A 23,348-nucleotide genomic window follows, 5' to 3' on the forward strand; every position below is an offset into this window, starting at 1 on the left:
TCATCTCTGCTCCTTTTCCACGATACCGTTAAACTCTGTCATCCTGAGCAAGCTCGAGTCCCGGCAAGCCGGGATGAGAGTGCGTCGAAGGACCCCGAGGATGTGTCCCCTGCCATGCAGCTTCAGGGCGTTTTCGCGATGCAGCCGCTCAGGTGCCACATTCGTTCAGTTTCTCGGCAGCACAGCCGCCCTCGCCTGCGCCAGAAGCCTCGTGTGGCACAGGCACTCTTGCCTGTACCTCTTCGCAATCTAATGCCTTCCGCAACAAGCCGAGATTCTCTTTGACTGCCGCCCGCGCCTGCCTTATAATTGAACATGTTCAAGTAATTCAATCGTGCCGTCTACCCACCCATCCCGCCCACCACTCCGCGTCGTCCTCCCAGGTGGCTCCGGACACGTCGGCCAACTCCTCGCCCGGCACTTCCACAGTCAGGGCGATTCCGTGACCGTCCTCTCGCGCAATCCTCAACCTGCCGCATGGCAGGTTCTTCGATGGGACGGCCGCACCGTGGGCGACTGGACCCACTCCCTTGACGGCGCCGACGTTGTCATCAACCTCGCCGGACGCAGCGTCAACTGCCGCTACACGGAAGCCAACCGCCGCGAGATCAAGGAATCCCGAATTGACTCCACGCGCGTCATCGGCGCGGCCATTGCTCAAGCTGCCCGTCCGCCCGTGCTCTGGATGAACTCCAGCACCGCCACCATCTACCGCCACGCGCTTGACCGCCCGATGGACGAACTCACCGGCGAGCTCGGCGGCCGGGAAGACGACGCGCCTTTCACCTGGCGCTTCAGCATTGACGTGGCCGCCAACTGGGAACGCGAATTCTTTGCCGCCTCCGCGCCGCGCACCCGCAAGCTCGCCCTGCGCAGCGCCATGATCATGGGCCCGGAGCGCGGCGGAATCTTTGACACTCTGCGCAGGCTCGTCTGCGCTGGGCTCGGCGGAAGCGCAGCTTCCGGTGCGCAGTTCATTTCCTGGATCCACGATCAGGATTTCCTGAACGCCATTGAGTTCCTCAGCGCGCGCCAGGATCTCGACGGTTGCATCAACGTGGTTCGCCGTATCCGCTTCCCAATCGCGAATTCATGCGCGAGTTCCGCCGCGCCTGCCACGTTCCCGCCGGCCTTCCCGCAACAAAATGGATGCTGGAAATTGGCGCGTTCTTCTTGCGCACCGAAACTGAGCTGATCTTGAAGAGCCGCCGCGTCATCCCCACACGGCTGCTCGACGCCGGCTTCAAGTTCAGCTTTCCCGAATGGCCAGGAGCCGTGTCCGACCTAGTACAGGGCTGGCATTCCCGGAGTTCTTGACTAGCCCCTGCAGGTACCAGGTCTTGGCCCATGCCTCATGTGGCACGGTACTCCTGCCGGTGCGCTTTCAGATTCTTTCCCAATGATATGGCCGTCACTACTGCAAAAACTCTCAAACATTGTCCTCCTGAGCAAGTCCGAGCGACCGAAGGGAGTGAGGGCGCGTCGAAGGACCCCGAGGATGTGTCCCCTGCCATGCAGCTTCAGGGCGTTTTCACGATGCAGCCGTTCAGGTGTATTTGTGCAACGTGATTGGGGGCCATTGCCTCTCCTGTCTGTGCATTGGCTTTAGCCCCTCCAAAATACCGATCGCTCGATGCCGGCCATTTACCAATTGCTAATTGCCAATTGCCATTTGCTAAATGCTAAGTGCTGTAATCCGCATTGATCCTCACGTACTCCGCCGTCAGGTCACATGACAAGAACTCCAGGTTCTTGTCCCCCGCGCCCAGAATCACCCGGATCTCATACGCCGGTTCCGACATATATTGATTGGCTTTGGCCGCGTCAAACGGGCACGCCCCGCCTTTGCGGCAGATTTGCTGGTCGCCCAGGTAGATGCTGATGCGCTCCTGATCAATCGGCACGCCGGACCGTCCGATTGCCGCCAGGATTCGTCCCCAGTTTGGATCGGCGCCCGCCCATGCCGTCTTCACCAGCGGCGAGGTAGCGATGGTCCGCGCGATCTGCCGCGCTTGTTCTACAGTCTTGGCCTGTTCGATATTCAATCGCACCACGTGTTTCACGCCTTCACCGTCGGCGACGATCTGCCCCGCCAGCGACCGGCATACCTTCTGCACCGCTTTGTCAAATTCCTGCGCCACTTGCTTGACCAGCACGCCGCTCTTGCCGCTCGCCAACAGCAGCACCGTGTCATTGGTTGACGTGTCGCCGTCAATCGAGATGTTGTTAAAGCTTTGGTCCGCGGCCTTCCTCAGTGACCGCTGCAATTCCTTGGGAGCGGCGATTGCGTCCGTCAGCAGATACACCAGCATCGTCGCCATGTTGGGATGGATCATGCCCGCGCCTTTGGCCACTCCGACCACCCGCACTTCAACGCCGCCATGCACAATGCTCTGGCTGGCGATCTTCCTGTGCGTGTCCGTGGTCAGGATGGCATTGGCAAACGCCTCAAATGCTTCCGCGTCGCCTTGCTCTGTGCCAATCAAACCCGGGACCGCTGCCGTGATCTTTTCCACCGGAAGCGGCATGCCGATAATCCCCGTGGAAGAAGGGAACACCAAGGTCGGATTGATTTTGAGCTTTCTCGCCAGGTCGGCGCAGACTTGCTGTGCCGCTTTGATGCCCGGCTTGCCCGTAGCGCAGTTGGCGTTTCCCGCGTTGATGATGACCGCATGAACTTGGCCGGCGGAAGCCTGCAAGTGTTCCCGTCCCACGATCAGCGGCGCGGCCACCACCTGATTGCGGGTAAACATCGCGGCTGCGGAAGCGCCGTCCGGGATGTGGATGAGGGCTAGATCAGGTTTGCCGCTGGCCTTGATGCCTGCGGTACAGGAAGAGAAGAGAAACCCTTGCGGCGGATTCGTGCTCACACGTTCAGCTTAACCAGCGGTTTGGGGATCTGCAAGTCGCGGACGCCGTTGTTCTCGGGAATCTCTCCGCGATACATGGCGATTTCGTCGCAAGCGTTGAACGCCGGGCAATGCACGCAGTCTTTGTAAATCTTGTCGGGTAGGTCATCGCGCTTGGCCAGCCCAAATCCCATGTGAGCAAAGAATTCTGGTATGCGCGTAAACAGGCACACGCACGTGACTTCATGCCGCTCGGCTTCCTTCAGCAGCGCTTCCACCAGCTTCCGTCCCGCGCCCAGGCCCTTAGCTGAAGGCGTGACGGCGATGGAGCGGATCTCCGCCAGGTGCATTCCGTACAGATGCAGCGCACCGCAGCCGACGATCTTGCCATCCACTTCGGCCACCACAAAGTCCCGCACATTTTCGCGCAACTCGGCCAGCGTCCGCGGCAGGAGCGTGCCGTTGCCCGAGTACGTGCGGATGATTGCGTGGATCTGCTCCACGTCCGGCAGGACGGCGTTACGCGTGCGCAGCATGTGCCTCCTGCAGCGCCGATAATTGCTGCCGCGCGGCGCGCAAAGCCTGTTCGACCTGTCGCGGCGCCGTGCCACCGGGCACATCATGGCATGCCAGTACGGCGTCGAGTCTTAAATGCTGGTAAATATCTTCGCCAAACGCTGCGCTGAACGCGCGCAGCTCGTCCAGTGACAGGTCCTGGAGCTCGCAGCGTTTCTCCACGCACTTTTGCACCGCGCCGGCCACAATCTCATGCGCCTGGCGAAACGGCACGCCGCGATGGACCAGGTACGTGGCTGCGGCCAGCGCGTTCATGAATCCGCTTTCGCAGGCGGCCTGCATGCGCGCGTGGTCGAACTCGACGAGTTTCATGAACCCGGTGGCAATCTCCACGCAGGCGCCCGCCGTCGCTGCGGCGTCAAACAGCGGCTCCTGTGTTTCCTGCATGTCTTTGTTGTAGGCCAGCGGCAGCCCTTTTACCGCCGTGAGCAACGCCACCTGGCTGCCGATGATCCTCGCCGACTTCCCCCTGATCAACTCCAGCGCGTCGGGATTTTGTTTCTGCGGCATCGCGCTGCTGCCCGTCGAGTACGCCTCCGGCAGATGGATGAACCGGTACTCCTGCGTGGCGAAGAGAATCAGCTCTTCCGCCCAGCGGCTCAGGTGCACGCCCAACAGTGCGAGCGCGTTGACGAACTCAATAATGAAGTCGCGATCGCTCGTCGCGTCCATGCTGTTGGCCGTCGGCCGCTCAAATTCCAACTCACGGCTGGCAATCTTGCGGTCCAGCGCCAGCGGCGCCCCCGCAATCGCTCCAGACCCCAAGGGACACTCGTTCGCGCGCTTGCGGCAATCTGCCAGGCGGTCCGCGTCCCGCCGGAACATCTCAAAATACGCCAGCAGCCAATGCGCCACCAGCACCGGCTCCGCGCGTTGCAGATGTGTGTAAGCGGGCATCACCGCGGACTTGTTCTCTTCCGCGCGCGCCACCAGCGTTTCAAGGAATTCGCCCAGCCCCGCGCGCAAGTCATCGATGCACTCGCGGACGAACAACCTCAAGTCCGTCGCGATCTGCTCATTACGGCTGCGCCCGCTGTGCAGCTTCTTGCCCACGTCGCCGATGCGCGCCACCAGTTGCGTCTCCACAAAATGATGGACGTCTTCTGCCCCGGGATCTTTCAGCAGGCCTTCCTGGCCTTCGAACTCCGTGCCGATCTGCTCCAGCGCCGCGACGATCTGGTTGAAGTCCTCCGCGGTGATCACATCCGCTGCCGCCAGCGTCTTGGCATGGGCGCGGCTGGCCGCAAGCTCAAAGCGCAGCAGCTTTTGGTCAAACGGAAATGAGCGCTGCCATTCTTCGAACCTGGGATCAAGCGGTTGCCGGAACCTGCCCGACCACATCTTCACTTGGTGATCTCCTGCTTCTGCTCGGTTTTCTGTTTGTGAAGCCGCGCCCGCGACCGCGCCGGCAATCCCAGAATGCGGATGAACCCCTCCGCGTCCTTCTGGTCGTAGCTCTCGCTCATGGTGAACGACGATAAGTCCGTCCGGTACAGCGAGAACTCTGACTCGCGGCTGCCAATGCTCACGTTGCCTTTGTACAGCTTCAGTGTTACCGTGCCCGTGATGTCCTTCTGCGTTTCGGCGACGAACGCATCCAGGGCTTCGCGCAGCGGCGTAAACCACAGGCCGTAATAGACGAGTTCAGCGTATTTCAAAGCAATTTGCTGCTTGAAGTGCGTGAGTTCGCGCTCCAGGCATAACGCTTCCAGTTCGCGATGCGCTGTCAGCAGCAGCGTCCCGCCCGGAGTTTCATAACATCCGCGAGACTTGATCCCCACAAAGCGGTTTTCCACCAGATCAACGCGGCCAATCGCGTTGCGTCCGCCAATTTCGTTCAGCAGTTCCACCAAAGACACCGGCCCCAGCTTTTGCTCGTTCACCGTTATCGGAGTTCCCGCCGCAAAGCCGATGGTCACCGTCTCTTCGCGATCGGGCGCGTCCTGCGGCGATCTGGTCATCTGCCACGTGCTTTCAAACGGCGCGTTGGCCGGGTCTTCCAGCTCGCCGCCTTCGTGGCTCAGGTGCCATATGTTGCGGTCGCGACTATGGATCTTCTCGCGGCTGGCGGTGACCTGTATCCCGCGCGCTTCCGCGTAGTCCAGGCAGTCTTCGCGCGATTTCAGCGTCCACTCGCGCCACGGCGCAATGATCTTCAGCTCCGGCGCCAGCGCCTGGAAGGCATGTTCAAAGCGGACCTGGTCGTTGCCTTTGCCGGTGCAGCCGTGCGCCAGCGCTGTCGCGTTCTCGCGCAACGCTACTTCCACCTGGTGCTTGGCGATCACCGGCCGCGCCAGTGACGTCCCCAGCAGGTACTTGTGCTCGTACACCGCGCCCGCGCGCAGAGCAGGGAAGACGTAGTCGTTCAGGAACTCTTCGCGCAGGTCTTCCACAACCACTTTCGCCGCGCCGGTCTTGCGCGCTTTTTCGATGACCGCGTCAAGATCGTCGCCCTGGCCCACGTCGGCGATCATGGCGATCACGTCGCAATGGTAGTTTTCTTTCAGCCAGGGAATAATGATGGAGGTGTCCAGCCCTCCGGAATATGCCAGGACAACTTTCTCACGCATGATTGCTCCTCACGGCAGTCCGGCGGCTCATGCCGCTGCCCAGCAACATTAATAGGATGGCTTTCTGCACGTGCATGCGGTTTTCGGCTTGATCGAAAACGATGGACCGCGGCGAATCTATGATCTCCGCTGTCACTTCCTCTCCGCGATGCGCCGGCAGGCAGTGCATAAAGAATGCGTCCGGCGCGGCCAGGGCGAATAGCTCGGCGTTGACCTGGTACGGAGCAAAAATCTTTTTCCGCTCCGCGGCTTCGGATTCTTGGCCCATGCTGGCCCACACGTCCGTGTAGATGGCGTTGGCCCCCGTAACCGCCCGCTTCGGATCATTGGTAACGTCAAGAATCGCGCCGGTGGAGCGCGCGATCGCCTTGGCCGCCGCGACGATGTCTTTATCCGGCTCGTAGCCCTTCGGTGTGGCCACGGCAATGCTTGTTCCCAGCGCGGCCGCAGCCAGCATCAGCGAGTGCGCCACGTTGTTGCCGTCGCCCACGTAGGCGGTGTGCACCTGGCGCAGGTCGCCAAACTTTTCTTGCAGAGTGAAGAAGTCCGCGTACGCCTGGCACGGATGCTCCACGTCGCTCAGCGCGTTGATCACGGGGATGCACGTGTTCTCCGCCATCTCCGTGATGGTGGAGTGGGCGTAAGTCCGAAGCACCACTGCGTCCACCCAGCGCTCCACGTTGCGCGCGATGTCCCGTACCGGTTCGCGTTCGCCCAGCCGCGAATGCGTCTGATCCACGAACAGTGACGTGCCGCCCAGGCTGGCCATGCCCGATTCAAACGTCAGCCGCGTGCGCAGCGACGCTTTCTCAAAGAACAGCACCAGCTGCTTCCCCGCCAACGCGCCACGAAAATCCGCCGGGCGGTGCTTGATGATGTGCGTCAGCTCGAACATCGCCCGGGTTTCTTCCGGGGAAAAATCCTGCGCGGACACCAGATCGCGACAAACCGCCGCCGGCTGCTCTGCCGGCGCGTTGAACGCGGCGAAGTCGGGAATTCCTGCTGACATCATGCATGCCTCCGTTGGACCGTGGCCGGCAGCTCCACGGTGTTTTTGCTCAGTACGTCGTCCAGCAAGCGGACCACCTGGTCCACGTGCTGTTTCTTGATGATGAGCGGCGGCAGAAGCCGGATCACCGTCTCGTCCGTGCGATTTACGATCACACCGCGGTCCAGCATCTGCTTGAAAACATTCTTCGCCAGATCGGCTGACTCCAGCTCCACTCCCGCCATCAGCCCCATGCCTCGCACTTCGCGGACGGCGGAATGCGACTTCTGCAGCTCGCGGAGTTGTTCCAGCAAATATCCGCCGGTCTTCTGGATATGCTTCAGCAACTTCTGCCGTTCGATGGTATGCAATACTTCCAGAGCGACGGCGCAGGCCAGCGGCCCTCCCCCAAAGGTGGTCCCATGCATTCCCGGATGAATGCATTGTGAGACTTTCTCGCTGGCCAACAGCGCGCCCAGTGGCAAGCCGCCCGCTATCGGCTTGGCCACCGTAACCATGTCCGGCATTATGTCGAAACCCTGATAAGCGAACCAGCGTCCCGTGCGTCCCAGGCCGCTCTGGATCTCATCGGCAATCAGCAGCGCGCCGTGCTTGGTAGCCAGCTCGCGCGCCTTCTCAGCAAACTTCTGGCTCACCGGACGCACGCCGCCCTCCCCCTGCACAAACTCAAAACCAATCGCGCAGACCGTCGAGTCGAATTTCTTCTCCAGATCGGCCACGTCGTTGAAGCGGACAAACTCCACACCCGGGACGCCCGGCGCAAACGGTGCGCGATATTTTTCCTTGTGCGTGGTCGCCAGCGCGCCAAACGTCCGCCCGTGGAAAGCATGTTCCAGGGCCAGAATGCGCCACTTCGGCTCTGCGCCTTGAGCGCAGTGCTCCTTGGCGTACGCCCGCGCGAATTTCAACGCGCCTTCCCAGGCTTCCGTGCCGCTGTTGGTAAAAAACGCCCGGTCCAAACCGGAAATCTTGGTGAGCGCTGCCGCCAGCTTGCCCTGGTACTCGGTATAAAAAAGATTGGAGGTATGGACCAGGAGCTTCGACTGCCGCGCGATCGTCTTGGTGATCGCCGGATGCGCGTACCCCAGCGCGTTCACACCAATGCCACTGAGAAAGTCCAGGTACTTGCGGCCCTTGTGGTCGTACACGTGCACACCGCGGCCTTTGCGCAAAAGTACGGGATAGCGCTCATAAGTTGGGACCAGCAACTTGTCTTCGAGTTTCTTTACCTGCTCCAGGTTCACGCGACCAGCACCTCCGTTCCGGAATCAATCTTGGCGAAGTAGAAATCAGGCAGCATTTCCACTTCCGCTGCCGGCAGAATGCGCACGCGATTCACGCCGTGCAGCAGAGCGTTCTTGCAGGCGTCAATCTTGGGCAGCATGCCGCCCTGGATCACGGACTTCTCCGTCAGCTCGGCGGCCAGGTTCAGGTTGAGCCAGCGAATCACCAGCCCGTCCGCGTCCTTGACTCCGGGGACATCGGTAAGAAAGATCAGCGCGTCAGCCTGGCAGGCCACGGCGCACGCGGACGCCATCTGGTCGGCGTTCACGTTGTAATACTGGCCGTCATTGCCCAGCGCCACGCTGGAAATCACCGGCACGCAGCCTTGCTGCCAGATGGCATGGATCCACCGCGGATCGGCCGCGGAAATTTCGCCCACGAATCCCAGATCGTGCCCGTTGGCCGGCTTCTTGCGCGCGCGGAAGGCCATCCCGTCGCCGCCGCACATGCCCACGGCCGATTGTCCGGCCCCGGCCAGCGACGCCACCAGTTTCTTGTTCATGTGCCCGGCCAGCACCATCACCGCAAAGTCCCGCGTCTCGGCGTCCGTCACGCGCAGTCCGTCAATAAATTCGCTGGTCTTGCCAATCTGGTTCAGCACGCGCGTCAGGGCTGAGCCGCCGCCGTGGACCACGGCCACTTGATGCTCGTCGGCCAGTTGCTTCACCGCCAGCGTCGCCCGCTGCAGCAGCTCGGCGTTTTCCAAAGTCGCGCCACCCAGCTTCACTACAATCTTCATTTCAGCCCCTCCTCTTCGTTCCATCCGTACATCAGGTTCATGTTTTGCACTGCCTGTCCGGCAGCGCCTTTCAGCAGGTTGTCCAGACACGAGACCATCACCAGGCGTCGTCGGTCAGGGGCCAGCTGGAACCCGATATCGCAGTAGTTGCTGTGCAGCGAATACTGGATCTGCGGCAGCTTGCCGTGGGCGAAGATGCGCACCCAGGGCGAGCCGAAATAAAAGTTGCGCAGGCAGTCTTCAATGTCCTGCGGTTGCGCCGCCACGTTCAGCCGCGCGTAAATGGTGGAAAGAATCCCGCGCGGAATCGGCAACAGGTGCGGCGTAAAGATCAACTGCTCGGTGGTCAGTCCCAGTTGCTCCAGCATCTCGCCGGTATGCCGGTGGTTGAACACCGAATAGGCGGAGAGGTTCTCCGCCACTTCCACAAAGTGCGTCTTCTGCGTGGGCTGCTTGCCCGCGCCGGAAACGCCGGACTTGGAATCGGCGACAATCCCGTGCGCCAGGTCAATCAGCCCGGCACGCACCAGCGGCGCCAGCGCCAGAATGATGGACGTCGCGTAGCAACCGGCGTTGGCGACCAGCGCAGCGTCCTTCAACTGTGCGCGATGCAGCTCGGGAATCCCGTACACCGCCTGCGCGGTGAGTTTTTCCGCCAGCGCGGGATCGGCGTCTTCAAATTGGTAGATGGCCCGTGACGCCGGGCACGCCAGCCGCCACGCGCCGCTCAAGTCAATCACCTGCACGCCCTGGCACATGGCTTCCGGCACCCACTCGCGCGATACCTCATGCGGCGTCGCCAGAAACAGCACGTTCACGCCTTGCGCGCGCAGCTTTTCCCAGTTAAATGTCTGCAGAGGTAAGCCGCCGTTGCCGTTGCTTTGCGGATGAATGATCTGCGGATACACGTCAGCCAGCTGTGCCGGACCCGCACCTTCGCTTTCGCGCGTGAAGAGCACAGGCTTCTTCATCCGCGGATGGCGGTAAAGCAGGCGCGCGAGCTCAAAGCCCGCGTAGCCGGTTGCCCCGACGACGGCAGGTTGTATGGATTGGGCCATCAGGCTCGCATGCCCTCCAGCCGGTTCTGCATCTCCCTGGCCTTTTTGTTGTTGCCGGTAATGATCAGGATGGTGTCGTCGCCGGCGACGGTGCCCACCACTTCGTCCCAGCCTTCCGCGTCAATGGCCACGGCCACCGGCTGCGCGCTGCCGGGAATGGTCTTGATGACCAGCAGGTTCTGCGCCCGCCGTATCTCGCGCACAAACTCCCGCACCACACGCGAAACCGCTGGCAGCGGCTCGCCTGAAGCGTCGCCGTTGGGCAGGATGTAGCCTTCCGGCGTCTTGACCAGGCGCAACTCGTTCAGGTCGCGCGAGAGCGTGGCCTGCGTCACCTGAAACCCGCGGCGCGACAATACCTTCACCAGCTCCTGCTGGTTGGGGAGAGGCGCTTCCTGCGCGAGTTCCACGATCGTCTGTTGCCGGGCCAGCTTGCTCATAATGAATACTTATTCACTCCAATGTATAAATATGCATTGCTTGGCATATGCATGTCAACACAAAAATAACGAAAACGTTGCGGAGCCTCTCGACTTCGGCGCATCGCGGGCGACGGTGTTTATGCAAGCAGGCGTATCATGACATCGCGTCTGAAAGAACTGATCTTATGTCCGACTCACCACAATCTCCGTCGCAAACTCTCTACGGCCAAGTCGCTCTCGTCACCGGCGGCGGCCGCGGCATCGGCCGCGCCGTTGCCCAAGCGCTCGCCGCTGCCGGGGCCGGCGTTGCCGTTCTTGCCCGTTCCAACAGCGAACTCGAAGAAACGGTCAGCTTGATCGAACAAAGCGGCGGCCAGGCGCGCGCTTACACCGCTGACGTCACGCATGCCGGCCAGGTGCACTCCGCCGTCCGCGAGATGGAGCAATCTCTGGGACCGGTGGACATCCTGGTCAACAACGCCGGTGACGTAAAACCGTTTGGTCCGCTATGGGAAACCGACGCAGAAGAATGGTGGCGCAGCCTGGAAGTCAATGTCCGCGGGCCGATGCTGTGCACTCGCGCTGTGCTGCCTGGCATGATCGCCCGCCGGCGCGGCCGCATCATCAACGTGGCCAGCGGCGTAGCCACCATTTTTGCGCCGTATTATTCCAGTTACGTCGCCGGCAAGACGGCGCTGGTGCGGTTCACCGAATGCGTAGCGTTGGAAGCCAAGCCCCACGGCGTGGCGCTGTTCTCCATCTCGCCCGGCACCGTGCGTACGGCCATGGCCAGCTATTCGCTTGAGTCCGCGGAAGGCAAGAAGTGGCTGCCCTGGTTCGCGCAGATTTTTGACCAGCACATTGACGTGCCTGCCGAGCGTCCCGCGCAACTGGTGCTCACGCTGGCTTCCGGCCGGGCTGACGCTCTCTCCGGCCGCATGATTTCCATTTTCGACGACCTGGAAGTGCTGCTGAAGAACGCCGCCGAAATCGAGCGGCAGAATCTTTACTCCCTGAAGATGGACAAGCTCGCGAATGCCGGAAGCAATCCTGCGCTTGCGGTGCTAGATGCCGCCCGTCAGGCCGCGGACGAACAGAAAAAGTAACCGATGCTCGCCGACCGCGCTACTTCACCAGCGCATCCAACCGCCTCTCTGTCTGCTCATGCAAGTCCGGTGGCGCGCCGTAGAACACGCTCGCCGTCTTGCCTGATCGATCAAACAGGAACATGGTCGGCACCGACGTGATGTCGCCGAAAGCCAGCGCTGTCGGCGCGTCGGTGATGGCCCAATGCAGATCAGGACTGAGCGACGCGACCGTCTCTTTGATCTTGTCCTCCGGCGACTCCACCGCCAGCGCGACGATCGCGATGTTGTCTCCATATTTCTGTTTGAGTTGGCCCAGCCACTCCAGGGTTGAGCGGCACGGCGGGCACCACGTGGCCCAGAATTCCACCATCACCACGCGTCCGGAAAGCTGTTCCGCTGTGAGCGGCTGGCCGTTCAGATCAGTCAGCGTGAACTTGGGCAACGACGCAATCTGCGTCAGGTCCGCGCTGGTCGCCGCGTGTTCCCGGCTGACAATATCCTTTCTCCCGGCCAGAATGAGATCAATCATGCGCGAGAGGTCCGCTTTGAATTTGGCCTGGCTCTCGGCCTTGCGCCACGGAGCATAACGTCCGGTGCCTTCTTTTTCGCCGAAGTAGCCAAACTCGCGCGGGGCCGCCACCAGCACGTCGTCCACGAACACCGCCGGATATCCCTTCACGCCAAAGCGGTCGGCTAGCTTGGACCCGCCAAAATTCTCGCTGACAAACGTCACGCGTCCCGGATACTTGGCGGCAACTTCCTGTACCAGCAAACTTGCTGGGTCTGAGATATTTCAAGTGTAGGGCCAGCGCACCAGCGTGACGTCCACCGTCTTGCCGGACGCGCGATGCAGCGGCCCCGCCGGCTTGAGCGCCGCGTAATACGCCGGCAGCACCTGCTCCACGATGACCTGCGCGCTGCGCAACTCGTCCGCGCTGGGCGCCGAGCCGTCGGTGTGGGCGATCTGGGACTGCGCTCGTTCAATAAAGATCTGGGCGATGGAATCATCGCGCCTGGAAGCCGCCAGCTTCTTCTGCTCAACGGCAATGGCATTTTTCACCCGGACCTGCTTGGCCGCATCGAGCGCAGCGGCATCCAGCATTCCGTAATGCCGCGTGGCTTCCAGATACACGTAGAGCGCGCCGGCATAGGCTTTGCGCGCGTCCAGTTCGTTGGCCAGTTTGATGGTGGAATTCAACGCGATGAACCGCGGATGCATATCAATGGACTTGGGCGGCTGGAAAGCCGCGTTGGTCTTCTCCTGTAGCCGCTGCAACTCCGGCAGATAGGAGCGCAAGGGAAACGCCGCAGACGGGCGCGGAAGCTTCAACGTGGCAAGGAAGCTGGCAAACTCAGCCTCGCCCTGCGCCTGGCCCATATAGAAGAGGCCGTCTTTGGGCCCGGTAGCCGTGGCAAATCCGCGGCTGCCTTCCATCAGCGGGATGGCTTTGGCCTGCGCCGCTTCTGACAACGCCCGCACCGCCGCCGGCGACCGCGTCCATGTGCGCTGCCGCGCCTTCTCATCCAGCGCCGTGAGTTGCAGGCTGGCCTGGCCCCATTCCGCTTCGAACGCCGGCAAGCCGCTCTTCACCGTCTCTGCTTTTTCGTCCGCGCACCGCACACCGTGAAGCAGGTTGGTGGCTTGGGCCAGGCGCTCCAGGCTTACATAGAGCTGCCCGGCGCTGAGCGCGTCTTGCGTGCCCTTCAACGCGTCACCCACCATGCCGCCGATGTTGGGAAAGTCAGGATTATTGATTGGCTTGTCTTTGAGCGATTGTTGCAGACGGTCAGCTTCCGCCTTGACTTGCGAAGCAGCGTCTTGAGCGGTTGCCCATCCGGCAACCAAGAGGACCAAAACAATCGTGAGGAACGGCAAGCATCGCGATGAAGGCGTATGTGTACGGATCAAGCAGGCTCCTTGCGCCGGCGAACGCGCTGAATCTTGGACGCATCGTTACCGCGGACGTGAGCCGAAACGAGGAATCAACTATTCGATTAAGTGGCAGGTTTCGCGAAACCTGCATGGCCAAATCGTCCGGAGCGAAGGACTCGGCCTAGCTTGGCGGCGCCATCACTATCGGCATGGTCGGCGTCTGGCTGCCCCCGCGAGGCTCTATCGTCACCGCGAACATCTTCGCCTGGATCCCTTGCGTATCGAACTGGTGCATAATCATGCCGCCGCCAAAGCGATCGGGAGAAAAAGTGCCGGCAGGCATGGGCGCCGCGCCGTTCATGGGAATCAGCCACAGCTCATAGACTTTGTCGTCAGGCAGCGGCGCGACGTTGCTGGCAAAAAGCAGTACGCGGCCTTTTTCCCGGTCATACATGGTTTTCATCTGTGACGCCGGCGGAGTCTTGGCGGCCACCAGCGTCATATGCTCGGCTTTAGGATTTTGCAGAAGCTCCAGCACTGCTCTTGCATGTTCGTTTTGCTTGCTGAGGTCCTCCACTTTGCTGGTAAGACTCGCATTCCTGTCCTTCAGCCCTTGCACTTCGCGCAGCAAGCTGAAACTGGCGATCGCCAAGATGATGGCTGCCGTAATCGGCACCAGGGTGAACCAGCGGAACCGCAAGCGGCCCACCACCTGGGTTCTCTGTCGTTCCCCTCGGCGCGGCTCCGCCGCCACCGCCTGAATCAATCGCAGACGGGCGCGTTGCGGAGGCTGCGGCCCCGTCGCCGACAGTGCCAGCAGCGCCGCGTCCGCCCGAAAAGCTTCCAGCTCGCGACGGCATTCGCCGCATGTGCCCAAGTGCGCCTCCAGTTCGGCCAGCTCCTGCCGGTCGTCGAGCGCGTCCATGGCGTAGAGCGCCAGAGCATCAGCGAATTGTGCGTGGTCCTTCATGCGAATGCTTTTCTCAGCGCCAGCAACCCGGTGCGTATGCGGGTCTTCACCGTGCCCAGCGGGTCTCCGGTTTTGCCGGCAATTTCCGAATGCGTCATGCCTTCAAAGAAGGCCATCTCCAGGCTTTTGCGTTGTTCCTGCGGAAGCCCGGCCAGCACGCCGCGGACTTTCTCCACCGCCAGCCGCCGCGCCGACTCGTCTTCCAGGTTCACCTTGGTGGCGATGGGCAGCTCGCTAATGTTGTCTTCAAACGGCCGCTTGCGCAGCAGATCAATGGCCCGGTTGCGGGCGATCACCGCCAGCCACGGCGCCAGCCGTCCGCGATCAGCGTCAAATGCCTGGGGATTGCGCCACAGCTGCAAGAACACTTCCTGGAGCACGTCTTCGGCAGCCGAGGTGTCGCCGAGCACACGCACGGCCACGCCGTACACGATACCGGAATAGCCGTCATACAACTCGGACATGGCGCTTTCGTCCCCGGCGCGTATGCGCGTGATCAAGGCCCCTTCGTCTTTTGTGTTGGACGCTTGCGTGCCACTCGCGCGCATGGACTCACTTTTCCTTAGAAGTACGGGGATCACTTGGGAACGGATTGAAGCAAATTGCACACAGACCAATCGCCGAGCGCACCAGATTCGCCGGCGGTTTGTCGCGTAGCGACCACATACAACATTACCAACAAGATCACGGAGAGACAAATCGTCTCGCGAACTCGTGTGGCACAGGCACCGGGGTTCCCAGCACGCGCTTCGCGTGACGGGGTGGAACCACTCTTGCCTGTGCCTCTCAATTTGCGAAGGACGGTTGGGCTTCGATCCATCGTGGTACCATCTCGGCATGCGAACCCGAATCGCCTTGCTCCTTCCGATTTTTCTTTTGCTTTCCTGGCTGGCTTCTGCCGCGCAAACCCCCGATTTCACCGTGAAAAAACTGGCTGACGGCGTGTATGCAGCCGTTTCCCCCGACCGCAGCAAAGCCGGCAGCAACGCCGGATTCATCGTCGGCCCCAACGGCGTGGTGGTTGTGGATACCTTCGTGGACGTGTCTCCAGCCCGCGATCTGCTCGCCGAGATTCGCAAAGTCACCGATCTGCCCATTCGTTTCGTGGTGAACACGCATTACCACCTGGACCACACCGGCGGAAACGCCGTCTTCACCAAAGAAGGCGCCACGATACTGGCGCAGCGTAACCTGCGCGGCTGGCTGCGCACGGAGAACCTCAAGTTTTTCGGCGCAACTCCCAAACCGGAAGACAAGGCCCGCGTGGAAGCCCTGGTTTTGCCGGACGAGACGTACACTGACGCCGTGGACATCTACCTGGGTCCTCGCAAGGTCGAAGTTCGCTACATGCTGGGCCACACCGGCGGCGACTCCGTGGTCCTCGTCCCAGACGCCAACGTGGTCTTCGGCGGTGACCTCATCTGGCAAAAGCATCTCCCCAATCTGATTGACGCCACCACTGACGCTTGGGTGAAAACCCTGGAAATGCTGCTGGCCGATCATCCCACAGCAACGTTTGTCTCCGGACATGGTGACGTGGCCACCGCAGCCGACGTGCGCGACTTCCACGATTACCTGGTCGCGCTTCGAGAAGCCGTGGCCAAAGCGCAGGCGGCAGGGAAGTCCGGCCAGGATTTGCAGGACGCGGTTCTGCCCCAGCTCAAAGAAAAGTACGGCGACTGGGGATTCTTTAACGGCTTTTCCGTTCGCAACATTCCGCAGACTGCGGCGGAGTTGAAAGGCGAAAAGAAAGTCCCTGTCCCGGTCGCGGACGGCGGCCCCGCAAAGTAGGAACCAAGAGGCACGCTCAACGATCAAGGAAAGGCAGCCCCCATGGTCATCCGGTTTCCGTTGTCGCACAGTTTCAACCGCAGCCTGTTCGCCATTGCTCTCGCGTTCTTGCTTCAGCACCAACTGGTCCGCGCGCAAACGCCGCTGCCGTCGCCGTCTCCCACCCGCCAGGACAACGTGCTGGACGTGATTCACGGCCTGGAGCTTGTGGACCCGTATCGCTGGCTGGAAGACCAGGACGGCGATGAGACGCGCAAGTGGGAAGCCGCACAGAACGCCTACATGCACTCTCTCCTGGACGGCCTGCCCATGCGGCCGCGGATTGCCAAGCGGCTTACGGAAATGCTGCATCACGATACCGTCGGGGCGCCGTTCTACGAAAGCGGATACTACTTCTTTGCCAAAAAAAGCGCTGATCAGGACCTTTCCAGCATCTACCGTCGCAAAGGCGCCGCCGGCGCGGACGAACTGCTCCTCGATCCGCATCCCATGAGTGCTGACCACACCGTCAGCGTTGGGATTCGCAGTGTGTCTCCTGACGCCGGCCTCATGCTCTATGCAGTCCGCCGCGGTGGCGAGGATGAAGTTGAACTCCGCATCATGGACCTGAGCAAGCACCATGATCTGCCGGACGTCCTGCCCCGCGCGCTGTATTACGGCGGGTCGTGGAAGAAGGACCACAGCGGTTTCTTTTACACGCTGGCACGTCGCGACGTGGGCAAGCGCATTTACTACCACGCCCTTGGTACCGATCCCGCCAAGGACCCTGAGATCTTTGGAAAAGGCTACGGACCTGACATCTGGGTGCAATCTTTTGTTTCAGAAGACGGCAAGTATTTGCTGGTGGACGTGCAAGCGGGATGGGCCAAGAACGAATTCTTTGTCCGCAATCTCGCCGGCGACGGGGCTTTTCAGCCGCTGATTACCGGGATTGACGCCCATTTCTCCGCGGCATTCGCCGGCGACTTTCTGATGGTCCAAACCGACTGGAAATCGCCCCGCGGCCGGATTCTCAAGATTGACCTTCATGATCCCAAGCCGGAGAAATGGCAGGAGGTTGTTCCTGCGGGCGCGGATTCCATTCAGAACTTCTCCGTCCTTGGTGGAAAACTGTTTGTGAATTATCTCCACAATGTCACGTCCCACATCGCCATCTTCTCGCTGGACGGCAAGCCGATGGGCGAAGTTTCCTTGCCCTCGCTGGGTTCGGCCGGCGTATTCGGCCGGTTTGACCGCGATGAAGGCCTCCTTAGCTTTTCTTCGTACACCACGCCGGCTTCGGTCTATCGCTACTCGGCGTCCACCGGCAAACGCGAGCTGTGGTTCCGCAATCCTGTCCCGTTTGACTCCAGCCAGTATGAGATGGAACAGGTCTGGTTCACTTCCAAAGATGGCACGCGCGTTCCCATGTTTCTGGTCCATCGCAAGGGCTACAAGCCTGACGGCCACACGCCCACCATTCTTTACGGCTATGGCGGATTCAATGTCAGCCTGACGCCCGACTTCAACACCACCGCGGCGGCGTGGGTGGAGCAAGGCGGCGTTTATGCCGTCGCCAATCTTCGTGGCGGCTCTGAGTTCGGTGAAGCCTGGCACAAAGCCGGCATGCTCGACAAAAAGCAAAACGTCTTTGACGATTTCATCGCCGCGGCCGAATGGCTCATCAAGAACAAGTACACGGAGCCCGACAAACTGGCGATCTGGGGCGGGAGCAACGGCGGACTGTTGATGGGCGCGGTGATGACCCAGCGGCCGGAATTGTTTCGCGCCGTCATTTGCGACCATCCTGATCTGGACATGGTCCGCTACTACAAATGGACCAGAAACAACAATCCGCCGGCGTTGCTGGAGTACGGCAATGCCGCCGATCCTGAACAGTTCAAGTTCCTCTACGCGTATTCGCCCTACCAGCACGTGCAGCCCAAAACCAAGTACCCGGCGGTGCTCTTTACCAGCGGCGACGCGGACACCCGCGTGCCACCCGAGCAGGCCCGCAAAATGGCGGCGCGCATGCAAGCCGCAACCTCTTCTGGACTGCCGGTCCTGCTCATGTATGACAACAAAGCCGGACACTCCGGCGGCCGGCCCTTTAGCCAAATCGTGGACGAACTCGCCCTCAAGCTCTCCTTCCTGGCCTGGCAGCTCGGGATGAAAGAAAAGTAATGAGAAATGGGCTTGAAGCGTGCTAATGTATGTCACCCACAGTTGGACACTCCGGTACCCCCATTTGTGGACTAACCCCTCGCTCAAGCCTCTGGTTCCGACTGGGCCGCTGAGCATGAAAAATAGGAGTAAGTCCAATGACATTTGATCAAAATGACCATGAGCTCAAGTTGCCTTGGACCAGCCTGGTGGTAGTCGTGTTCTTGTTTGCGGTTTCCGCCGCCGCTTATGTGCTGCCCTGGGTCCTGCCACCGCAAGCCAAGCAGAGAGCTTCAGCCTCTTCGGGCCAGCGCTATTCTGTTCCCGGTCAGCGCTAGTTTTTGTGCGGCCATTGCTGCCAGCTTTCTTTTCCTGCAGCCATGGCCGTAGGATTGCCGCATGGGCAGCATCCGCGCTCTAAAACCGGCCACCCGGTGGTGGATCTTCGCCGGAATCTCCGCTTCAGCTCTGGCCATTGTGGCCGCGCTCAAGCCCATGCCCATGCCGCAGTCGTATCACCACTTCGCCGATGCGCGGGCCCTCCTTGGCGTCTCCAACGCCGGTGACGTGCTTTCCAATCTGGCCTTCATTGCTATTGGCGTGTTGGGATTTTACTTCTCGCTGCGCCACGCTTCGTCGCTCGCGGGCAACCAGAAGTGGGCTTACGGGACCATGTTTGCCGGGTTCCTGCTCACCGGCTTTGGCTCGGCTTACTACCATCTTGCCCCCGACAACGCCCGCCTGGTGTGGGACCGCCTTCCCATGACCATCGCCATGGCCGGCTTGATAAGCGCCTTGATCACCGACCGCTTCGGCTCGATTGGACTCCGCATTCTGCCCTTCACCGCGGTGGCAGGAATCATCAGCGTAGTGCAATGGGGATGGAGCGAGGCCCGCGGCCAGGGAGACGTTCGCTGGTACGTCCTCTATCAGGGCATGGTCATGATCACTGTGGTCGCCGTGCTGATCATGTTTCCTTCTCCGCGTCCGGGCACGCGTGAGTTTGTGATTGCCGCTGTTGCCAATTTCGCTGCTAAAATGTTTGAACTCTTCGATAAGCCCATCTTCGCGGCTGGGGGCGTGGTCAGCGGACACACGCTCAAGCATCTCAGCGCCGGACTTGGCTTCCTGCCGCTCGTTGTTCTTCTGGCAGGCATCAAGAAAGAAGAAAGTTGCCAGGTTACGCAGGAACGCGGAGAAACTGCTTAAATCACAAAGCTTGACCAGGTTTTGACCGGCCACCAGCCGGGTTCCAAGGGCCAAAACTGCACGCTGCCCTTTATTCATCGGGAGGTCACACATGGCAGACGCGCAGGGACAATCCCCGGCACAGTCCAAGGCAAAGGTGGGATGCCTGGGCACAATCGTGGTGACGGTTGTGGTAGGCATCCTATGCATATTCGTTTTCTCTCCATGGGCATTACACATGGGCGGGCGGCTGACGCCGGCGATGCGCTGGCATGGCTACGGCAAGCTGCACTCTTCTACCGCCGCCGATTTTGGCCTGTATCTGGACATCTACTATCGCGACCCGGGGCGGCAGCGCAGTGCGGTGCAGGCGTCAAACCTGAACGGCTCGGCCATGCTTTGCAGCCCAAAGCTGCCGGGGCACAAGTACCGCTTGAGCGGCACCGTGTACAGCGCATGGCTGACCGCGGACGGCAAGAGAACGGTGATTCATCTCTACTCTCCCAAGAATGGACAGAAGCTGGATTTCAGCCTGGAAGGCGCATGGAACGGGCAGCAGTTGCTCATGAATGACAAGGGAACCCTGGCCGCCGGGTTCAATCCAGACGGAAGCCCGCACGGCGTGGGCGTGGGAGTGTACAGGCCAAGAGAAAAAGCCGACGTCACGCTGGAATACGGAAGCCAGGACGATTTTGAAACCATCTGCCGCAATCTGGGCGGAAGCAGCCGTTAACGAACGTAATCTCAAACCAACGCAAGCTCACCTGAGGAGTCTTCGTGTATTCATTCCAATCTGATCTGCGCGGTTCGTGGCGCGCGTGTGTAATTGCCTGTTCGCTCACTCTGTTCCTGGTCTCTGGATGCAGGAAAGATTCGCAAAAACAACAATCCGGTAGCGTTTCCGGCGGCAGAGTGGCCAGAACCAAGCAGGGCGGCGTCATCACGCGTCCGTTTCGCGACTTGCGCGATCTGCCCGGCACGGTCTTCGACGTAACCTACACGCCCAACACGGTGCAGATCGGTGAAGCTCAGTGGCAGAAGAGCCTGGTCAGTCTCAGTCGCGATGGCCATGTTTTTGTGTTTGACCTGGCTGACGACAAGGCCCGGCAACTTGCGCCCGGCAAAGTCATGTTCCTGGAAAACCTGGCGGTGATGAACGTGCTTTCGTCTTCTGAGATGGAAGGCCATCGCGTGATAGTGGCTGAGCGCGCCGGCCTTGGCGACCTGATCCAGCACGGGAAGATTTCCTGGAAGGCTCCCATTCAATTCGGAAACATGTCGGCCGCTCTGCCTGGAGGTAGCGACGAACGCTTGAGCGGCATGCAAGAGTGGGGCATTGTGCATGCTGATAGCGGCTCGGGGGAAGAGAAAGGCTGGCACTACAGCTTTGCCTCCACGCCCGAAGGAAAGCAATTGAACGTGCGCTTCAAGGTTTCAAAAGAGTCCAACAGCCTGGAAGTGGTACTCGACGGCAAAGGGCACATCAGCGAGTTCATGAGCGCCGCCAGCATGACGATTGAGAATGGCGGGACTTCGGACTTCTCATTCTCCAACTCCAACTTCAGCGGCGAGTTCAATATTGACTGGTCCGCCATCCGTGGCGAGGGCGACGCCGCGGGACTCGAGGACGCGTCGTTCAAGCTGCCCGCTGCGCTCGTCACGCCGCTGCCTATTGCCGGAATTCCATTTGTACTCAAGGTGGAAGAGAACTTCATCGTGAAGCCGGGATTTGGAGCCAAGAAGGAACTGGCCAAAGGCTCATTTACAGTGAAGTTCGGGGGCGCGCAGGGAATCTCGGTGACCAACGGCGCTCCGTCCTCGGCGGGCACCGCGGAGGCCGATGGCAAGATGAAGGACACAACCACCGTGTCGCTGGCTCCGCACGCCATCCTGATCGGTGTTTCGGTGCCTAAACTATCGCTCAACCTGGGGACCGAGAGCGGCTTCGAGGTTTTGGAGAAGGACATCCCCTCGGGCTTTGCCGACCGGGTTGCGGCATCGCTCGCCAAAAACACTCTGGCCCAGAAAGCCAAAGACTATTTCAAGAATGAAGCGTCAGCCTACGTTCAGGTGGTCACGGTTTTCACCATGACCTCGGCAGGTTCGTTGAGCCTGGTGCCCTGCAAGCTGGAAAGAATCACCGTGACCGGGCAGGCAGGGGCTGACCTGAAAATCCTGGGAAAACAGGCCGGTGACAAGAAGATGGATCTATTCCATAAGGAAGTTGTCATGCGACAGCCCGACATCAAAGCGTGTGGAGAAAAGTAGCAACGGCAAAGGGTGGTGCTGAAGACTATCTCGTCCTTGGGAACAACGTGTAGAAATTCTCCGCCGTTCTCTCGCCGATCTCTTCCTTTGTCGTGCCCCGCAACTGCGCTATGGCTTCCGCGGTGTTCACGACAAACGCCGGCTCATTCCGCTTGCCGCGATGCGGCGCCGGCGCCAGGTAGGGCGAGTCGGTTTCGATTAACATGCGGCCGAGCGGAACTTGTTTTGCGGCTTCGCGAATATTCTCCGCTTTGGGAAAGCTGACGTTGCCTGCGAAGGAGATGTAGAACCCTATATCCAGCGCTGCTTGCGCGTGCTTCCATTCGCCGGTGAAACAATGCAGGATTCCCGGCAGCCCGCTGGGCGCCCAATCCTCGCGCAGCATGTCCAGCGTGTCGTCCCAGGCGTTCTCGCTGTTGTTGCTGGGACGGCAGTGAATAATGATGGGCAGCTTGGCCGCGCGGGCGAGCTCCATCTGGCGGCGAAAGACTTCCTTCTGCACCTCGCGCGGCGAGTGGTCGTAAAAATAGTCCAGGCCAATCTCGCCCCAGGCAATGATCTTGGGATGTTTTGCCAACGCCGTCATCTCTTCGTAGTCAGCGTCGGTAGCCACGTGGGCTTCATGTGGATGCAGCCCGGTGCTGGCGAAGATCCAGTCATGCTGCTCGGCAACTTTCAAGCCGCAGTCATACGTCCCTGGCCCCGTTCCGCTGCCGATGGCCAGAATCCGCTCAAGTCCAGCCTCACGCGCGCGCGCCAGCATCGCATCGCGATCTTGATCGAATTTGCTGCCCTCTACATGGGCGTGGGAATCAATGTACAAAGGCTCTCCGAATCAATGATGAAAATGACGATAAGTCGCAAGTACATCCCAAATTAAGTGACTAAGAATCACAGGCCATAACCTCCGCCACACCGCGAAGTAGATAGCCGAGATGGCGAATCCCGTCCCCACGATGAGCGCGCCTGCCAGACCATAATAAAGGTGATAGCTGGTTTGAAACGCAACGCTAGCCAGTGCGGCCAACCACACTGGCCAGGAAAGGTCGATCAACTCTGTCATCAAGTAGCCACGTACCAGGATTTCCTCAAAGAATGGCGCGGCCACGCTGTACCCGGTCATGAGGACCATGGAAACACCCAAAAATACGGCGTCAGTGTTTCGATACTGAAAGTACTCCTGGTTCCAGAAATAGTAGCCAAGCTGAAAGATCGCAGAGCACGCGTAGTACGCCACCCAAGACACAACGAAAAGGGCCAGCCCTTTGAATGCGTCCAGCCAGTGAAAAGCCAGGCCAATATCTTTTAATTTTCTTCCCTGCCTTCGCAGCAAAAGAAATAAGAGCGCCAGCGCGCCAATTTCGTGAAGCAGGCTGTTGGTGAAGCGCCAGTTTATGTAGGAAGGATCTGTCTTGACTGGAACGAAGAAGAGAAACAAAGCAGATGAAATAGGCCCGCTGAAGCCGATGAACAACACCAGCACAAGATCCGCGATCCTGTGCCGACGGGTTACCTGATGTG

Annotated in this window: 22 protein-coding genes and 1 pseudogene; 8 read left to right on the forward strand and 15 right to left on the reverse strand. The window is 60.4% G+C overall.

All coding sequences use genetic code 11. The features are described 5' to 3' along the window. The first annotated feature begins 334 nt into the window (after nt 1–334). Nucleotides 335–1,317, forward strand: a pseudogene (locus LAO20_05400) (TIGR01777 family oxidoreductase). Between the two features lie 365 nt (nt 1,318–1,682). Here the strand turns inward: LAO20_05400 and argJ are convergent. From argJ to argR, 9 genes are read right to left on the reverse strand one after another with little or no spacing between them, the layout of a single operon-like run. Beyond that, nucleotides 1,683–2,870 (reverse strand): bifunctional glutamate N-acetyltransferase/amino-acid acetyltransferase ArgJ, encoded by a 1,188-nt coding sequence (gene argJ / locus LAO20_05405; protein ID MBZ5530847.1) that lies wholly within the window; start codon nt 2,868–2,870, stop codon nt 1,683–1,685. Further along, entirely contained in the window at nt 2,867–3,385 is a 519-nt protein-coding gene (locus LAO20_05410; GenBank protein ID MBZ5530848.1) for an N-acetyltransferase, read from the reverse strand. Before LAO20_05410 ends, argJ begins: the two co-directional genes overlap by 4 nt. Continuing rightward, complete coding sequence (argH, locus tag LAO20_05415) at nt 3,369–4,766, reverse strand: argininosuccinate lyase (protein MBZ5530849.1); 1,398 nt, start codon at nt 4,764–4,766, stop codon at nt 3,369–3,371. The genes LAO20_05410 and argH overlap by 17 nt, the downstream gene beginning before the upstream one ends. A 2-nt stretch (nt 4,767–4,768) precedes the next feature. Continuing rightward, nucleotides 4,769–5,995 carry an argininosuccinate synthase gene (locus LAO20_05420; protein ID MBZ5530850.1) on the reverse strand — a complete coding sequence of 409 codons (1,227 nt, stop codon included), beginning with the start codon at nt 5,993–5,995 and terminating at the stop codon, nt 4,769–4,771. Beyond that, nucleotides 5,988–7,004, reverse strand: a complete 1,017-nt coding sequence (argF, locus tag LAO20_05425; protein ID MBZ5530851.1) for an ornithine carbamoyltransferase — start codon at nt 7,002–7,004, stop codon at nt 5,988–5,990. Before argF ends, LAO20_05420 begins: the two co-directional genes overlap by 8 nt. After that, entirely contained in the window at nt 7,004–8,248 is a 1,245-nt protein-coding gene (locus LAO20_05430; protein MBZ5530852.1) for an aspartate aminotransferase family protein, read from the reverse strand. Before LAO20_05430 ends, argF begins: the two co-directional genes overlap by 1 nt. Further along, the gene (gene argB, locus LAO20_05435; protein MBZ5530853.1) at nt 8,245–9,027 is read right to left on the reverse strand and encodes an acetylglutamate kinase; all 783 of its coding nucleotides are present in this window, start codon (nt 9,025–9,027) and stop codon (nt 8,245–8,247) included. Before argB ends, LAO20_05430 begins: the two co-directional genes overlap by 4 nt. Continuing rightward, complete coding sequence (argC, locus tag LAO20_05440; GenBank protein ID MBZ5530854.1) at nt 9,024–10,085, reverse strand: N-acetyl-gamma-glutamyl-phosphate reductase; 1,062 nt, start codon at nt 10,083–10,085, stop codon at nt 9,024–9,026. Before argC ends, argB begins: the two co-directional genes overlap by 4 nt. After that, nucleotides 10,085–10,525 (reverse strand): arginine repressor, encoded by a 441-nt coding sequence (argR, locus tag LAO20_05445; GenBank protein ID MBZ5530855.1) that lies wholly within the window; start codon nt 10,523–10,525, stop codon nt 10,085–10,087. Before argR ends, argC begins: the two co-directional genes overlap by 1 nt. 167 nt (nt 10,526–10,692) lie before the next feature. Between argR and LAO20_05450 the strand changes: the two genes are divergently transcribed. Beyond that, a complete protein-coding gene (locus tag LAO20_05450) occupies nt 10,693–11,613 on the forward strand; it encodes an SDR family oxidoreductase (protein ID MBZ5530856.1) in 921 nt (306 codons plus the stop codon). Nucleotides 11,614–11,632: 19 nt separating this feature from the next. Here LAO20_05450 and LAO20_05455 read toward each other — a convergent pair whose 3' ends face one another. The 4 genes from LAO20_05455 to LAO20_05470 form a co-directional block, all read right to left on the reverse strand. Continuing rightward, the gene (locus LAO20_05455; protein ID MBZ5530857.1) at nt 11,633–12,367 is read right to left on the reverse strand and encodes a TlpA family protein disulfide reductase; all 735 of its coding nucleotides are present in this window, start codon (nt 12,365–12,367) and stop codon (nt 11,633–11,635) included. Between the two features lie 21 nt (nt 12,368–12,388). Continuing rightward, nucleotides 12,389–13,504 (reverse strand): hypothetical protein, encoded by a 1,116-nt coding sequence (locus LAO20_05460; protein MBZ5530858.1) that lies wholly within the window; start codon nt 13,502–13,504, stop codon nt 12,389–12,391. Between the two features lie 145 nt (nt 13,505–13,649). Beyond that, on the reverse strand, nt 13,650–14,438 hold the full coding sequence (locus tag LAO20_05465; GenBank protein MBZ5530859.1) for an anti-sigma factor: 789 nt from the start codon (nt 14,436–14,438) through the stop codon (nt 13,650–13,652). Next, nucleotides 14,435–14,986 (reverse strand): sigma-70 family RNA polymerase sigma factor, encoded by a 552-nt coding sequence (locus LAO20_05470; protein MBZ5530860.1) that lies wholly within the window; start codon nt 14,984–14,986, stop codon nt 14,435–14,437. The genes LAO20_05465 and LAO20_05470 overlap by 4 nt, the downstream gene beginning before the upstream one ends. 289 nt (nt 14,987–15,275) lie before the next feature. Between LAO20_05470 and LAO20_05475 the strand changes: the two genes are divergently transcribed. The 6 genes from LAO20_05475 to LAO20_05500 all read left to right on the forward strand — a co-directional run bounded on the left by LAO20_05475 (nt 15,276) and on the right by LAO20_05500 (nt 21,827). After that, nucleotides 15,276–16,229, forward strand: a complete 954-nt coding sequence (locus tag LAO20_05475; protein MBZ5530861.1) for an MBL fold metallo-hydrolase — start codon at nt 15,276–15,278, stop codon at nt 16,227–16,229. A gap of 42 nt (nt 16,230–16,271) precedes the next feature. Then, on the forward strand, nt 16,272–18,392 hold the full coding sequence (locus LAO20_05480) for a prolyl oligopeptidase family serine peptidase (GenBank protein MBZ5530862.1): 2,121 nt from the start codon (nt 16,272–16,274) through the stop codon (nt 18,390–18,392). Nucleotides 18,393–18,529: 137 nt separating this feature from the next. After that, complete coding sequence (locus LAO20_05485; GenBank protein ID MBZ5530863.1) at nt 18,530–18,709, forward strand: hypothetical protein; 180 nt, start codon at nt 18,530–18,532, stop codon at nt 18,707–18,709. A 61-nt stretch (nt 18,710–18,770) separates the two neighbouring features. Then, nucleotides 18,771–19,580, forward strand: a complete 810-nt coding sequence (locus tag LAO20_05490; protein MBZ5530864.1) for a ceramidase — start codon at nt 18,771–18,773, stop codon at nt 19,578–19,580. Between the two features lie 91 nt (nt 19,581–19,671). Next, nucleotides 19,672–20,292, forward strand: coding sequence for a hypothetical protein (locus LAO20_05495; protein ID MBZ5530865.1), 621 nt, complete (start codon nt 19,672–19,674; stop codon nt 20,290–20,292). A gap of 44 nt (nt 20,293–20,336) precedes the next feature. Next, nucleotides 20,337–21,827 (forward strand): hypothetical protein, encoded by a 1,491-nt coding sequence (locus tag LAO20_05500; GenBank protein ID MBZ5530866.1) that lies wholly within the window; start codon nt 20,337–20,339, stop codon nt 21,825–21,827. Nucleotides 21,828–21,852: 25 nt separating this feature from the next. Here the strand turns inward: LAO20_05500 and LAO20_05505 are convergent, their stop codons facing one another. Together LAO20_05505 and LAO20_05510 are read right to left on the reverse strand one after the other, a co-directional pair. Next, nucleotides 21,853–22,650 carry a TatD family hydrolase gene (locus LAO20_05505; GenBank protein ID MBZ5530867.1) on the reverse strand — a complete coding sequence of 266 codons (798 nt, stop codon included), beginning with the start codon at nt 22,648–22,650 and terminating at the stop codon, nt 21,853–21,855. A 12-nt stretch (nt 22,651–22,662) separates the two neighbouring features. Then, entirely contained in the window at nt 22,663–23,310 is a 648-nt protein-coding gene (locus tag LAO20_05510; GenBank protein MBZ5530868.1) for a CPBP family intramembrane metalloprotease, read from the reverse strand. Nucleotides 23,311–23,348 lie beyond the last annotated feature (38 nt).

This window comes from Terriglobia bacterium (assembly GCA_020072815.1).
Classification (GTDB): Bacteria; Acidobacteriota; Terriglobia; order Terriglobales; family Acidobacteriaceae; genus Angelobacter.